11 protein-coding genes are annotated in these 14,501 nt (G+C 64.4%); 9 read left to right on the top strand and 2 right to left on the bottom strand.

Annotation, left to right across the window (positions count from 1 at the left end; all coding sequences use genetic code 11):
• The first annotated feature begins 64 nt into the window (after positions 1 to 64).
• The 3 genes from JST30_02495 to JST30_02485 all read left to right on the top strand — a co-directional run bounded on the left by JST30_02495 (position 65) and on the right by JST30_02485 (position 2,417).
• Positions 65 to 352, top strand: a complete 288-nt coding sequence (locus JST30_02495; GenBank protein ID MBS1713187.1) for a DUF4342 domain-containing protein — start codon at positions 65 to 67, stop codon at positions 350 to 352.
• A gap of 35 nt (positions 353 to 387) precedes the next feature.
• Positions 388 to 1,704, top strand: coding sequence for a 30S ribosomal protein S12 methylthiotransferase RimO (gene rimO, locus JST30_02490; protein ID MBS1713186.1), 1,317 nt, complete (start codon positions 388 to 390; stop codon positions 1,702 to 1,704).
• Positions 1,705 to 1,817: 113 nt separating this feature from the next.
• Positions 1,818 to 2,417, top strand: coding sequence for a PEP-CTERM sorting domain-containing protein (locus tag JST30_02485; protein MBS1713185.1), 600 nt, complete (start codon positions 1,818 to 1,820; stop codon positions 2,415 to 2,417).
• Here JST30_02485 and JST30_02480 read toward each other — a convergent pair.
• Positions 2,402 to 2,809 carry a helix-hairpin-helix domain-containing protein gene (locus JST30_02480; GenBank protein MBS1713184.1) on the bottom strand — a complete coding sequence of 136 codons (408 nt, stop codon included), beginning with the start codon at positions 2,807 to 2,809 and terminating at the stop codon, positions 2,402 to 2,404. The two genes, JST30_02485 and JST30_02480, sit on opposite strands and share 16 nt — an antisense overlap.
• A 28-nt stretch (positions 2,810 to 2,837) precedes the next feature.
• A complete protein-coding gene (locus tag JST30_02475; GenBank protein MBS1713183.1) occupies positions 2,838 to 3,761 on the bottom strand; it encodes a hypothetical protein in 924 nt (307 codons plus the stop codon).
• Positions 3,762 to 3,784: 23 nt separating this feature from the next.
• On the opposite strand from JST30_02475, the gene xylB reads away from it, so the two are divergent.
• From xylB to JST30_02445, 6 genes are all read left to right on the top strand, one after another.
• Positions 3,785 to 5,188, top strand: a complete 1,404-nt coding sequence (xylB, locus tag JST30_02470) for a xylulokinase (protein ID MBS1713182.1) — start codon at positions 3,785 to 3,787, stop codon at positions 5,186 to 5,188.
• Between the two features lie 108 nt (positions 5,189 to 5,296).
• On the top strand, positions 5,297 to 6,862 hold the full coding sequence (locus tag JST30_02465; protein ID MBS1713181.1) for a S1 RNA-binding domain-containing protein: 1,566 nt from the start codon (positions 5,297 to 5,299) through the stop codon (positions 6,860 to 6,862).
• A gap of 17 nt (positions 6,863 to 6,879) precedes the next feature.
• On the top strand, positions 6,880 to 7,464 hold the full coding sequence (locus JST30_02460) for a dephospho-CoA kinase (protein MBS1713180.1): 585 nt from the start codon (positions 6,880 to 6,882) through the stop codon (positions 7,462 to 7,464).
• A gap of 172 nt (positions 7,465 to 7,636) precedes the next feature.
• Positions 7,637 to 9,532, top strand: coding sequence for a hypothetical protein (locus tag JST30_02455; protein MBS1713179.1), 1,896 nt, complete (start codon positions 7,637 to 7,639; stop codon positions 9,530 to 9,532).
• Positions 9,533 to 9,623: 91 nt separating this feature from the next.
• Positions 9,624 to 12,440 carry a hypothetical protein gene (locus JST30_02450; protein ID MBS1713178.1) on the top strand — a complete coding sequence of 939 codons (2,817 nt, stop codon included), beginning with the start codon at positions 9,624 to 9,626 and terminating at the stop codon, positions 12,438 to 12,440.
• A 52-nt stretch (positions 12,441 to 12,492) separates the two neighbouring features.
• A complete protein-coding gene (locus JST30_02445; protein MBS1713177.1) occupies positions 12,493 to 14,493 on the top strand; it encodes a hypothetical protein in 2,001 nt (666 codons plus the stop codon).
• Positions 14,494 to 14,501 lie beyond the last annotated feature (8 nt).

Raw genomic sequence — 14,501 nt, 5'->3', positions numbered from 1 at the left:
GCCGCAGAGGGTCGGGACGCGCGCAAACTCTGCGCAACGCGACCGGATGCACGTCAGCGGGATCATGGAAGACCGGGCCAAAACCGAAGAATTCGAGGTCAGCGGACACGAACTGCTCGACGAGGTGAAAAGGCTCGTCCATGAAGGGAACGTCCGGCACGTCAAGATCAAGAACAAAGAAGGGAAGACCCTTTTGGACATGCCGCTCGTCGTCGGAGCGGTGGGCGTCATCCTGTTACCGTTTTGGGCGGCCGTCGCGGCCCTGGTCGGCGTGGCCAACGACTTTACGCTCGTGATCGAGAGGGTCGAACCTGTGTCCGGTGCCGGTCCTGTCGAACCGCCCCACGCGTGACCGGCGCCGCGCGGGCCGACTGCCATAATCCTCCGGTGCCCGGGCTTCAAAAGAACGTTCGTATCGTGACCCTTGGCTGTGCTAAGAACGACGTCGACAGCGAGGAGATCGCAGGCGTCCTTCAATCCGCGGGGTTCAGTGTCGACGCATCGCAACGGGCCGACGTCACGGTCGTCAACACGTGCGGCTTCCTGGAATCGGCCAAAGCCGAATCGATAGCCGCGATCAAAAAGGCCGTGGCCGAGAAAGGGACGGGAAAGGTCGTCGTCGCCGGATGCTTGGCCCAACGGCTCGGAGAAGAACTGACCCGGCTGGCGCCAGGGGCCGACGCTTACGTCGGGGTCGGCCAAATGGGGCGGTTCGACGCCGTGGTCAAAGGGACGATGGTGGAACTCAGCCCGACCCTTGAAGTCGCTCCTCCCCACCATCTGTGGGCGGACGTCGCGACCCGGAGCCGGACGGGCAAGCCCTGGAGCGCCTACCTAAAAGTCAGCGAAGGCTGCGACCATAAGTGCACGTTCTGCACGATCCCGAGCTTTCGGGGCGCGCACCAGAGCAAACCGGTCGAAAGGCTTCGAGAGGAAGCCGTCCATCTTGCCTCGACCGGGTGCCGGGAACTGAACCTTATCGCCCAAGACGTCACCCAATACGGATACGACCTTTACAAAGAGTTCACGCTGCCCCGGTTGCTGCGCGAACTCGATTCCGTCGAAGGCATCGACTGGATCCGTCTTCTGTACTTCTATCCTAACCGTCTGACCGACGAAGTCATCGAAGCGATGGCGACCCTCCCTTCGGTCTTGCCGTACGTGGACATCCCCCTCCAACACGTCCACCCGGACACCTTGCGACGCATGAAGCGTCCCTGGGACGGTGACCGTTACCTTCGACTGTTCGAGAAAGTCCGAGCGGCGATGCCGGACGTCGCGATCCGGACGACGTTCATCGTCGGGTTCCCCGGAGAGACGGAAGCAGAGTTCCAGGCGATGTGCGACTTCGTCAAGGCGGCCAGGCTCGACCGCGTCGGCGCGTTCACTTACAGCCGTGAAGCGGGTACGCCGTCCCACGATATGCCGGACCAAGTGCCTTTCCGGGTCAAAAGAGAACGCTATGACCGCCTGATGCGGCTCCAGTCCTCTGTCTCGACCGAAAAGAACAAGGGCTGGGTTTCGAAACGGCTCTACGTCCTGGTGGACACGGCAGAAGGCGGCGCGTTCGTCGGACGCTCGTTCCGGGACGCTCCCGAGATCGACGGGGTCGTCCGCTGCACGGGCGAGGCGAAGCCCGGCGAAATCGTGCCCGTGACGGTGACGGGGTTCCAAGAGCACGACCTGACCGGCGTGCGCTGCTGAATGCCGGCGGGCGGAACGCCTGGTACTTCGACCTGAATCGAGGCCCGTGGAGCTGAACGGTCAGGGCCTTGCGAGCGTCCCCGACATCTTCCTGAAGAGGAGGGAGTCGGGTCATGAGAACAGCATTCACCGCCCTCGCGGTCGTCGCCGTCGCCGTCGCCCACGCGCAGTCGATCCAGAACGGAAGCTTCGAAAACCCCCCGGTGGGAGCATGGGACTATTTTTCGAACGGCCAAGTCGCGAACTGGTCGATCGGAGGCGGAAGCAAGGCTGAAATCGGAAAATCCGTGTGTTACGGCGTGACAGGGGCCGACGGGATCAACGTCACCGAACTCGACTCAGATCGGAACACGGCGATCACTCAGTCGGTCGATTTGGCGGCAGGCACTTACGACTTGTCGTTCCTCTTCGCCAAACGCGGCGTCAACCTCGAATATAAACCTACCGACACGTGCGACTTCGACGTGCTGTGGAACGGCGGTTCGGTCGCTTACGTCACACCCACGGATTCGACGATGACGCGGATGCACCTGAACGTCCTCGCGACGGCCGGGACGAACACGGTGACGTTCAGGGGCAGGGGCACCAGCGACGGTTATGGTGCGATCCTCGACGGGGTCGGACTACAGGCCGTTCCGGAACCGGGTTCGATGGCGGTATTGGGTGGCGCGGCCCTCGCTGTCGTCCGTAAGCGTCGTCAGACTCGGCAGTAAGGGCGGATGTCGGCCATTTTCTTGGGCCCGATCCCCTTCACCTGTTCGAGCTCGTCGACGCTCTTGAACCCGCCGTTCGCCGTCCGGTAATCGATGATCTTCCTTGCCGTCGCGGGGCCGACGCCCGGCAGGACGTCAAGCTCGGCCTCGGTCGCGGTGTTGATGTCGATGGAGGCGAACGCCGGCCTGGTCCGCGCAGGCTTTGACGTCCGGGCTTTGCCGGCACCGGACGCTTTCGGCAGAGCCTGCTCGTTCACGACCTTCAACCCCCCTTTCGACTTGGTCTGCTGAAGATACGTGTTGCCGACCGAACCGACGCCCAGTAGAGCGACGGCGCACAGGCCGGTCGCGGCGAACCTTTGACGGACATTGAGCCCTTGGAGCAAATTCATGGCTGTCTCCTGGGGCGATATTGGCCGATCATTCGGCCAGAAGTCTAGTCATGAGGAGCCCTGACCGCCAACCGTTCACGCTGACGTAACATCCTTCGGCTCCAAGCGCGAACAAGGCGCGCTCGAGGATCAAGGCACCGGCATGGACCGTGTGTTCGCGGCCCTTTTCGAGGCCCACCAAGGCGGCGCGTCCGGCGTCGTCCAGCGAACACAGCGTATCGACGGCACGGCTGACGTCCTCATAGCCCAACCAGGCGCCGTGGACCGCCGCCGGATCCCAACGCGCCATCTGCTTCCGTACGGTGACCAGGTTCGTGCCCGTCGCGCCGAGCGTCACGACCGTTCCGCAAGAATGGGGCAAAGCCCGGAAGCCGAACGTATCGTCGACCTCGACGGCGGCGGCCAAGAGGTCACCAGGCCCGGCCGGATCGGCCTTGAGCAGGGAACCACGGAGTCCGAGCGCCCCGACCGCGTAGCTCTTCCGGTGTTCGCACCGCCATGCGTCGTCCGTCCGGGCGGAGGTCGAAACTTCGGTGCTATGCCCGCCGACGTCGATGATCGAAAGCCGTCGCGCTTCTGCAAAGTGAGGATCTTGGGCGACGGCCAAGAATCCGAACGCGGCTTCGTCGTCTCCGCTCAGGACGCTGACCGGGGTGCCCTGCGACCGGGCTCGTTCCAGGAACTCCCCCGCGTTGTGAGCGATACGGGCGGCCATGGTCGCCGCCGCGACCGTTTCGGCCGAGCCGAGACCGTCCGCTGCACGGAAAGCCGCCCGTAAGGCCACCAAGGTGTCGGACATGCCTTCTTCGGAAAGGACCCCGGTCTCTTTCGTCCCCCTCCCCAGGCCCGTTACGGCGGAGGTTTCGAGGACGGTCTTGAGGACTCCGTCTTCGAGCGTGCCGACGCTAAGCAGGACCGAGTTCGAGCCTACGTCGACGACGGCCTTCGTCACGGGGCCGAGTGTACACTCGGCCCGTGGCCAGGCTCTTGGGGATCGACGTCGGCACCTCCTGCGCCAAGGCGGTCGTGATCGACGAGACCGGCTTGATCCTCGGCCAGACCGCCTCCGACTACCCCTTGGCCGCGCCCCGGCCAGGGTGGGCCGAACAAGACCCGGAAACGTGGTGGGCGGCCGTCGAACGGTGCTTGGGGCGACTCGAGCCGCCGTTCGACGCGATCGGGGTGACCGGTCAGATGCACGGTTCGGTCTTCCTGGACGGTGACGACCGTGTGATACGCCCGGCCCTGCTCTGGTGCGACCAGAGGACGGCCGCCGAATGTCGCTGGATCGAATCGGCCGTCGGGCCTGGACGGCTGCGGCAGGTCACGTGCAACCCGATGTTGACCGGTTTCCAGCTTCCGAAGACCGTCTGGCTGCGGAACCATGAGCCCGAGGCGTACAGCCAGGTCCGTCGCGTCCTACTTCCCAAGGACTACGTCGTCCGGAGACTCACGGGTGCGTTTTCGAGCGACTTCAGCGACGCGTCCGGGACAGGCCTGCTCGACGTGCCGCGCAAGAGGTGGAGCACGGAAGTGGCCCAAGCCGTCGACGTCCCTCTCGAATGGCTCCCGGACGTCCACGACTCGACCGCCGTGATCGGTTCGACGAAGGACGGGATCCCGGTCGTCGCCGGCGCGGGCGACCAGGCCGCAGGCGCTGTCGGGGTCGGCGCGGTCGGCGTCGGGAACGTGAGCGTCAGTTTAGGGACGAGCGGGGTCGCTTTCGCACCGGTCGACGCGCCAAAGGCCGATCCGGAGGGGTCGGTGCACGTCTTCTGCCACGCCGACGGAGGCTGGCACGCGATGGGCGTCATGCTCTCGTGCGGCGGAGCCGTCCGCTGGGCCAGGGACACGTTCTTCCCGGGCGCGACCTTTCAGGAGTGGGACGAGGCGGCCGAACGGTGCGACCCCGGGGCCGGCGGCGTCTTCTTCGACCCTTACTTGGCCGGAGAACGGTGTCCTTTTGTCGATCCGGAGGCGAGGGGGGCTCTGTGCGGGCTCTCCTTATCGACGGGCCGCGATCAGATCGCTCGTGCGGTGATGGAGGGCGTGACGGTCGGGATCGTCGAATGCCTCGCCGCTTTGGAACGTTTCGCCCCTCGACCGTGCCGGATCAGGGTGACGGGCGGCGGCGCACAGAGCCCGTTTTGGACGTCGCTCTTGAGCGACACGAGCGGCATGGAATGCGCGACGATGCGGTCCGACGAAGGGCCGTGCGTCGGGGCCGCCGTGCTGGCCGGCGTAGGGGTCGGCGTATGGGACGACGTCGCGTCCGCCGTCAAGGTCACGGCCCAAGAGCGCGGGTGTCGGCAGCCCCATGGACACGACCCTTCTGGACTTGTCCAGCGGTACCGGAACAGACGTGCCCTCCGCGTTTAAAGGCGGACAATCCTTACCGTCGTCCCAAGTCCGGAAGGCCCGGTGACTTTCTGGTAAAATCGGATTCTTCGCATCCCATTATTGGACAGCCCCATGATTGACGACAACATGACGACCACCGCCACCGCAGAAGAAGGCTCGGTCACGAGCACTCCCGTGGTGGAGGAGTCCGGAACGGACAGTGGCGTCGCGACCAGTCCCGAAGCACGGACGGAAGTTCCGACCGATGCCGACGCCCCGGCCGCGACCGCCCCTCACGACGGAACGGAACCGGCCGCGCCGGTGACCGACGCCCCTCAGGCGGAGGCCGCAGAGCCCGCGCCGACCGCGTCCGCGCCCGAGCCTGCCTCTGGCGGACAGAGCGACGCCGAACTCTTCGAAGCCGCGCTCGCCAGCCTGGAGAGCGACGACCCGAAGCGCGAGACCTCGTCCGGTATCAGCCGGGGCGACAGGGTCGAAGCCAAAGTCATCCAGGTCGAGAAGGACAAAGTCTTCGTCGACCTAGGGACGAAGGCCGAAGCCGTCTTGCCGCTGAGCGAACTGACCGACGCCCGCAGCGAGACCGCGATCGGGCTCGTGCAGCCTGGCGACACGTTCGAAGTCATCGTCCTCAAGACCGCGAGCGCCGAAGGTGCCGCGATCGTCTCGAAGAGGAAGGCCGACTTCGATCAGACGTGGCAAAGGGTGCTCGACGCTTTCGATGAAGGGAAGGTCTTCGAGGCACAGGTCTTGGACCGCGTCAAAGGCGGCCTTGTGGTCGACATCGGCGTCCGTGGCTTCGTGCCTGCGACGCACGTCGGCAACGGCAAGCTCCGCAACATCGAAAAGTACGTCGGACAGACGCTCAACGTCAAGATCATCGAGGTCGACCGCGAGCGCAAGAAAGTCGTGCTCTCGAACAAGGCGGCCGAAGGCGAGCGGAAAGAAGAAGTCAAGAAGGAGATCTTCGAGAACGTTAAGACGGGTGACGTCCTTCCGGGCGTCGTTCGGAGGTTGACCGATTACGGCGCCTTCGTCGACTTGGGCGGGATCGACGGGCTGCTCCATATCAGCGAGATGAGCTGGTACCGGATCGACCACCCGCGCGAAGTCCTCAAAGAAGGCGACGAGATCAACGTCCAAGTCCTGCGGCTCGATTCGAACAGCGGCCGTGTCAGCCTTGGCCTGCGCCAGGTCCTGCCTGATCCTTGGAACATCATCAAGCAGACCTATCAGCAGGGCCAGAAGATCAAGTGCACGGTCGGCCGCATCGTCCAGAGCGGCGCGTTCGTCCGGTTGCCTGAAGGCGCGGAAGCGTTCTTGCCGCTGAGCGAGTGCTCGAACAAGCGCGTCAAGAAGGCGAACGAAGTTCTCGAAGAGGGCCAAGAGATCGAACCGACGATCATCGACCTTCGCCCCGACGACCGCCGCATGGTCTTGAGCCTTCGTGACGGTGCGCAGCCAGGAGCCGACTACAGTTACGACCGTGGCGGCAAACGTCGGCCGGGCGGCATGGGCGGCAAGAGGCCGATGCGCCAGGACACGGCTTTCGACGCCCCTGCGGCCACGATGCGCGCCCCTTCCGGCGGCGCGACGATCGGCGAACGTCTGGGAATGCTCAAAGGCATGCTCCGTCCGGAGCCGGAAGAGCCGGTGGCCGATGCCTCGGCCTCCGAAGACAAGTCGGGCGAGTAAACCCACGGACCTGCGACATGGACTGGGGCCGACGCGACACCGTTTGCGTCGGCCCCGTTTTCCGTCTGGGGGTCACGGGCGGGATCGCGGAAGGGAAGTCGACCGTCCTCTCCGGCTTAAGAGGGCTCGGCGTCCGCACGGCGTCGGCCGACGAAATCGTAAGAAACTTGTGGGACGACGGCTCGATCCCCGAGTCGTTGGGGCCGTTGTTCGGCGGACGCAAAGTTTCTAAAAAAGAAGTTCTGGACGCACTGTCGTCCGATCCGCGGGTCCGGCGCGCCGTCAACGCGGCCACGCACGGGCTCGTGATGGCCCGGCTCGCCGAAACGGGGGCCGAAGCCGTCGAAGTCCCGCTGCTCGTCGAAACGTGCCTCATGGGGCTCTTCAGGAGGGTGTGGGTCGTCACGTGCGGTCCGGACGAGCAACTGCGCAGGCTGACCGAACGGCTGGGCGACGGGGCGGCCGCGGCCCGTGCCGTGAGGGCGCAACTGCCCACCCGTGCGAAAGTGCCGTTCGCCGATGCGGTCGTCCGAACCAACGGGAGCCCTTCTTCCGTCCTGACTGCTGTCGAGCGGACTGCACGCGCACACGGTCTGGTCTGAAGCCACGGTGCTATAATCGTCCGGCCGTGCGGGCTGATAACCGTTGATTCATCGAACGGTGATCGGCTATGCTTGGCACTCGCCGTTTGGCCCTGCCCGACGGCGGACACGGAAGTGCGTGAATGACGCAGAACGCAAGAGACGAGAAGGATCGCATGGAGGACGCGCGATAGTGAGACGAGACAGAACCCCGTTCGGGAGAGTCGCTTTAGCGGCCAAGGTATTTGTGGCGGCCCTTGTGGCCATGACGGCGTTGGCCGTCCGACCCGCGGCGGCGCAGATCGAAGCGCAGCCCTCGTGGGCGGTCTTGTTGTTCACCAACAACGGTGACGCCAAGGTCCCCATGGGGAAGATGGCGCAAGACGCCGTGATCGAAGAACTTCGCCGACAAGGCAAAGTCGACCCGATCCCGGCCGAAACGACCGCCCGCCAAGCCTCTGACCTGGGATATCAGGAGCCGCTGACGAAACCGGCCGAGATCCAGAGGCTCGGGACCGAGCTGAAGGCCGTGACGGTCGTCTCGGGCGAAGTCGTCAACTACCGCATCGTGAACCAGGGCGACGGCCGACAGGCGCAAGTCATCCTTCGCGTCGTCGTCTGGGACGTCGCGTCCGGTCTGACCGTCAACGGAGCCGCGCTGAGCGCGAGTTCCGACTCGAAGGGCGGCGACACGTCTGACGCCGACCTGTTGAAGAACGCTTTGGCCCAGGGCGCCTTCCAGGCGATGGGCGAGATCGCGTCCCGGACGCTCCCGTCCGCGACCGTTCTGAACACGGTCAACAACCGCGCCCTGATCAACCGGGGCACCCGCGCCGGCTTCCTGAAGGACCAGCGCGTCATCGTCATCCGTGGCAAGAGCCAGGTCGCCGAGGGCATCGTCCGCGAGGTCGACCCGGATTCGTCGTTCATCGAAACGACGCGCAGCTACCGCGGCATCCAGCCCGGCGACAAGATCCGCGTCGTCTTCGACGTCCCGACCGTCCGGTCGGAATTCGGCAAAGACGGCAAGCCGATCGTGAAGCGCTCGAAGAGCGGCGGAAGCAACTCCGGCCTCGTCTCGCTCATCCTCGTCTTGGCCGTGCTCGCGTTCCTTCTCGGTAACGGCCGCGGTTCCAACCAAGACGCCGTCGGCAACGTCCTCGCCGAAGCGACCGTCCTGGCCAACGACGTCCCCGCCGTCCGCATCAGTTGGACGCGGGACGCCTTCTTCCGTGGCAACCAGTTCGGCCCTTACCAGTACCAGGTCTATCGGGACGGCGCGGGCACGACGCCCGTCGCAGTCGCCGCGTCGACCCAGTCCTTCGTCTACAACGACCGGGACAACTCGTACGGCGGTACGTGGTACGACTTCGGCGGCGTCATCGGTGGCAACACCTGTGACAACGAAGACCCGCCCGAAGGCGACGGCCAGGCCGGCGTCGGATCGGTCGTCGGCGTCCCGTACCGGTACTCGGTCGAAGTCGTCTACCGCGTGAGCTGTTTCGACCTCCCCGACACCAGCAACTGTTCGAACGGCGGCAACAACACCGGCGGTAACACGACGGGCGGCAATACGACAGGCGGCAACACGACGGGCGGCAACAACACCGGCGGTAACACGACGGGCGGCAACACCACAGGCGGCACGACCGGCGGCGGAACGTTCTGCTACTTCGCCTCGTCCCGCGTCCCGGCGGTCGGCCAGGCGACTCCGCTGAACCGGTCCTCGTTGAGGTTCCCGGACGACGGGGCCGTGGTCAACGCCCCGCTCGTGTTCAGCTTCACGTCCGTTCGCGGCTCCGTCCAGAGCGTGCCGATCCAGTACGTGGTCCAGTTCTCCGACCGGACGGATTTTCCGGTCAATCGAACTTTCACCACGGACTCGTTCGTCGAACTAGTGTTGGCAGGCGGGCAGACGGTGAGTTCTCCGACGATCGACACGTCGACGATCTTCCCAACGGCCCAGACGCTCTACTGGAGGGTCGGTGCGAGGAACCCTGAAGACAATCCTGGCCCCGTCGCCGACGCGTCGGGTCAGCGCTACATCTTCAGCGGCAAACGCCACTTCCGGAGACCGACGATCCCCTAGAGGGACGTTCGGCGGGCGTCAGGCCGAAGTCTGGCGCCCGCCGGCTCTGTGACGTTTGATTAGGACAGGCATATCGACGAGAACTAAGTCAATGAGTAATTGGACCAGATTTTCCTTCCTCGGCCTTGCCGCACTCGGCGCCGTCGCCGGGGCTTGGGCCGTCCCGGGGTGGTTCACCGAGTGTGAAGAGAACCCGGAGACGCCGCCGCCGCCGCCGCAGTACTCCCCGGACTACGGGACGATGCGCATCCAGGACGCCTTGATCGGCGTGTCCATGGGCGTGTCCGGCACTTCGACTTGGGGCGGTCAGAACGGTTTCTGCTACTCGCCGTCCCGCACTCTCGACGCGTCCGGACGGTTCGCGTTCTTCGTGGGGAACACGGGTTCGGTCCAGTCGACGTTCGACGACGGCCTGGCCCTGACGACGGGCGCCCCGACGGACCCTGTCGGCGACTTCACGTACGCGAAGATCCTGAAGGACGGCGACGATAACGGCGCTTCGGTCCTTTACGGCGACCAGGGCCTCCGAGTCGCCTATGTCGGTGCGAGTAAGCGCTATGCCATCACGGCATGGGGCGACGCCGACGTCGACGTCGAATGCCAGATCAAAGTCTTGGGCGACGCGGTCCGCCTTCGCTGGCGTATGCGGAACCTCAAGGCCGACCCTCAGCGCCTTGGCATCCTTTGGGCCAGCTACACGGGCATGATCTCCGCTCAGGCCGACTCCACCGGCGCGACGCAGGCGCACAGCCTCCTCGGGACGAAGACCGGGACGCCGAAACTGACTCCGGAAGGCTACATCGGATGGTCGATCATCCCGACCGGTAAACCGATCCGGAACTGGCGCCGGTACGACATCACGAACCCGAAGTTCCCTTCGAACGTGAAGCTCATGTTCGGCCAAAGCGACAACTTCGGTATCCGGTTCGACAACTTGCCTGGGCCCGAGACCCCTGACGCGAACTCGACCGACCTGTGGCTCCTCGGGAACCACGGTTTCATCGGTGTCGGTGCCCTCGCCGCAGGCAACAATATTTCGACGACGCTTCCGGACGGTTCGACCGGCGAGGAGTTCGACACGTTCATCCGTGAAACGACGATCGCTCAGCGGTTCCCGGCCGAGACCGTCGCTCCGGGCGAGTCGAGGGACGTGATCCACTATGTCCGTTCGACCTGGGGCGTCGCGAACTACGAAGACCCGTACACCGCCGTTCTGGACGGCCCGAGCCTGATCGCGACCGATTCGAACGGTCAGAACGGCCTCACGCCGAATCCGTTCACGGTCCGCGCCTATGTCGACAACCAGTACGCGACTCTCGACCGCGAAGTCGACCTACAGCAGGTCCGGCTGACGATCTTTCTGCCGAAGGGCCTGAGCCTCGCGCCGGGAGAATCGCAACAGAAGACGCTCGACGTGGTCAGTGCGAACGCTATCCGTTCGGTGGACTGGCGCGTCGTGTCGGACGGCAAAACGTTCGGCAAGCTCCCGTACCAGGTCACGATCTCCCCGAACCCGGGGCCGACGAAGACCTTGTCCGCAAACGTGCTCGTTTCGGCCACACCGAGAATGGACCTGCCGACGGGCGCCAGCCTCGTCACGATCCCCTACAAGTTCCAGGACACGTCGATGGACGACATCTTGAAACTGAAGGCCGGTCAAGACTACGTGGCCTACCGCTACGACCCTGACCAGTCGGCGTACATCCCGGCGATCACCGTCGACCGCGGTTCGGCCTACTGGATCCTGCCAAAGACGAACCTGGGATCGAAGGTGCTGGAAGGCGCGCAAATGCCGACCGACCAGAACACCGGCGGCCTGCTCGTCAACTTGCACCAGGGTTGGAACCTGATCGGGAACCCGTACACGTTCCCGGTGCCCCTCAGCCAGTTGGTCCTCGTCGCTGAAGACAGCCCGAAGGACAGCTACACCTGGATCGAAGCCGTGCAGAACAACTTCGTCCAGTCGAGCTTGATCTACTGGCAGCGAGACAACTCTGCGGCGGGCGGCAGCTACGTCTACACGCAAGGCGTCGAAGACGTCCTGCAGCCGCACTTCGGCTATTGGGTCTACGTTTCGACCTTCAAGCCCGTCCGGATTTCGTGGCCCGCGGTCTACGCCGAAGGCCTCCCGAACTCGGGACGATCGGTAGACGAGGAATGGAACAAGAGTGACCGCCAGTGGAGGCTTCAACTCTCGGCCCGCACCGTCAACGCGATGGACTCCTACAACTTCGTCGGTGTCACCACCGACAAGAAGAAGATCCCGCAACTGACACTGCGCAAGGCCCCGAGCGCGCCTCAGCAACCGGTCGAACTCTCGATCGAGAGCCAAGTCGACGGTAAGACCGCGAAACTGGCCCAGGCGATCACCGACCGCAGCGGTAAGACCGAGTGGAACGTGAACGTCAAGGTCGCCGAGCCGGGAGAAGTCACCGTGACGTGGCCGAACCTGCCCTCGACGCCGCGCAAGATGCGGTTCCGCGTCACCGACCTCGCGACGGGCGAAAACCACGACCTGCGTTCGGTCTCCGGCTACACGTTCCGCATGAACGCGGCCGGCGTCCGCAAGCTGAAACTGACGATGGAACCGGGCGGCTCGTCCAGGCCCGTCATCGGTAACGTCCTCGTCACGAGGCCGGGCCGCGCAGCCGACTCGCCCGTGAACGTGAGCTACTCGCTCTCGGCCGACGCCCTTGTCACCGTCCGCGTTTTGAGCGGGACCGGCAAGGAGGTCTTCACAGTCACTCGTGGACGCGCCGACAGCGCAGGACAGAACAGCGCCAAGTGGGCGATGCGGGACTCGGCGAACCGGGCCGTCGCTCCGGGCGTGTACCGCATCGAGATCCTCGCCGAGACTCCGGACGGCGAGCGCGTGCGCCGGATCGTTCCGGTCACGGTGACCAGATAAAAGGCCAGGTGGCCGGCCCCACAACGTAGGGGCCGGCCACCGGTCTAAAACCATGTCGAACGCGCTCACACGAACCTTCGCCCTCCTCAGCGCCCTGTTGCTGACGGCTCTCGCGTTCGCCCAAAAAGCCTCCCTCCAGATTTCGAGCTTCCCTTCGCTCAGCGTCGCGGACGGCAGAAGCCCGGTGACGATCACGGTCGAAGTCCGCGATCTGAACGGCGGCCTCGTCCGAGACGGCACGCCCGTCGTGTTCGAGACCGACAAAGGCACCTTCCGGTCGAAAAACGTCTTCGAAACTCAGAACGGCTTTGCACGGGCGATCCTGACGGCGCCCGGCATTCCCGGGACGGCGAAGGTCCGAGCCAGCGTTTTTAGCCTCAACGCTTCGGCGACCATCGACATCGACTTCGTCAACGATCGGTCGATCCTTGACATGGCGAAGGAGTACGTCGAGGTCTCGACCAACGGCAATCTCGTCTATGCCAACCAGGACCGTATTCTTGAGGCTACGGGCAAGAACAAGGGCGTCGTCCTCAAGTACCGGGACATTACGATCAAGGCCGAAGACCTCCAATTGAAGGCCTCCGTCAACGAAGTCCGCGCCCGTGGAGCCCAGATCACGATCGGTAAGAGATCCGAGTCGTATCGCGAGCTCTACATGAAGCTTGGCCAGCGAAAGGGCCTTGGGCTCCGGTCAGAAACGAAGACCACGTACGTCGTCCACCGGGCAGGATTCGGCGCGACGGTCGAACCGAAAGAGACGGCCGAGATCATCGTCTGCGACATTTCGAGTTCCGAATCCAAACCGCACGTCGGCGAAGTCAACCTCGGTCAACTCACCTTCACCGATATCTCGAACTCGCTCTCGACCGTCGAAGCCAAGCGTGCCGTCGTCAACATCGGTCGTGGCGTCCAGTTCCAGAAGGCGTCCGTCAGGGTCGGTGGTCAGACCGTTCTGACGATGCCGCTGTTCCAGATCGACCTCAACACGTCGAGCCCGATCATCACGGAGCAGTTCGTCGACGTCTCCAACAGCTCCCTCGCGGTCAACTATCCCTACTACCTCTCGCTCGGACCGGGACAGACGAGCGCCCTCCGGTTCCGGTACGGTAACCGTTACTCGTCCGGTCTTGGCGCGACAGGCGGGACGTACCTGGACTACGAATACAACTGGAACAAGGGCCCGAGAATGGACGGAGGACTGACTCTCAGCGGCCTCGCGCGTGACGACTGGGGCGCCAACGTCCGCCAGTTCTGGCAACCCGATTCGCAGACCTCGGTGACGGCCCAACTCGACGTGCCCGCCCACCGAAGCCTGTTCACCAACATCGGCGTTTCGCGGCGGTTCGACGGCTGGCAAGCGAACCTCTCGGCCCAGCACGGTCGGTCTTTGAGCGGATCGCGCTTCCAGAACGACGAGCTCCACCTGAACCTCGATACCGATCCCATCGCGCTCGGCAAGTCGCCCCTGTCCATGACGTTCGGACTCACGGCGCAGCAGCGCCGGATCTCCGGGCTCGGGTCCAGCTCGCAGCAAGGCGCCGGACTTCAGACACGGTTGGACTCCCGTTCGATCTTTCTTGACAGTCGGGACGCCCTGTCGTTTTCGTACACGATGACCCGATGGGTCGGGACGGACCTCTCGAGCCCGATGACCCAAGTGGGAAGCGTCAACCTCACTTCGAACTGGATTCCCGGCCTTTACATTCAGACCGCGTACGAATACGGTCAGGACGGCTTCACAGAGTCCATCCTGGGCCGGCACCGCCTGACGATGGACGGGATCTATTCGGCGGGCGCGTTGAACCTGCGTGGTTACGTCAGCAAAGGGCTTGACCTTGACCGCATGACGGCCAACATGAACGTCGATTACAAGCTCGGCAAATTGTGGAGGCTGAGCACGGGCTACCTGCTGGACCGCTACAGCGGCGAGACGTTCCTCGAACAGAACATCGTCCTCGGCTACCGACTCGGTTTCCGCGAAATCGGCCTCAGCTATTCGACGCGGACGAAGCGGCTCGGCATTGAACTGCTGGGAACGCGCTTTGACTAGGGCGGCCC

This window comes from Armatimonadota bacterium (genome assembly GCA_018268395.1).
GTDB lineage: Bacteria > Armatimonadota > Fimbriimonadia > Fimbriimonadales > Fimbriimonadaceae > JAEURO01.
Note: the sequence above shows the minus strand (reverse complement) of the source record. Positions and strands in the feature narration are given on the sequence as shown.

Excerpts from the sequence above, each read along its gene's own strand:
- JST30_02460 (MBS1713180.1), top strand. The coding sequence starts at position 6,880 with ATGGACTGGGGCCGACGCGACACCGTTTGCGTCGGCCCCGTTTTCCGT.
- JST30_02480 (MBS1713184.1), bottom strand. The coding sequence starts at position 2,809 with ATGAATTTGCTCCAAGGGCTCAATGTCCGTCAAAGGTTCGCCGCGACC.
- JST30_02450 (MBS1713178.1), top strand. The coding sequence starts at position 9,624 with ATGAGTAATTGGACCAGATTTTCCTTCCTCGGCCTTGCCGCACTCGGC.
- JST30_02495 (MBS1713187.1), top strand. The coding sequence starts at position 65 with ATGGAAGACCGGGCCAAAACCGAAGAATTCGAGGTCAGCGGACACGAA.
- JST30_02485 (MBS1713185.1), top strand. The coding sequence starts at position 1,818 with ATGAGAACAGCATTCACCGCCCTCGCGGTCGTCGCCGTCGCCGTCGCC.
- JST30_02445 (MBS1713177.1), top strand. The coding sequence starts at position 12,493 with ATGTCGAACGCGCTCACACGAACCTTCGCCCTCCTCAGCGCCCTGTTG.
- JST30_02465 (MBS1713181.1), top strand. The coding sequence starts at position 5,297 with ATGACGACCACCGCCACCGCAGAAGAAGGCTCGGTCACGAGCACTCCC.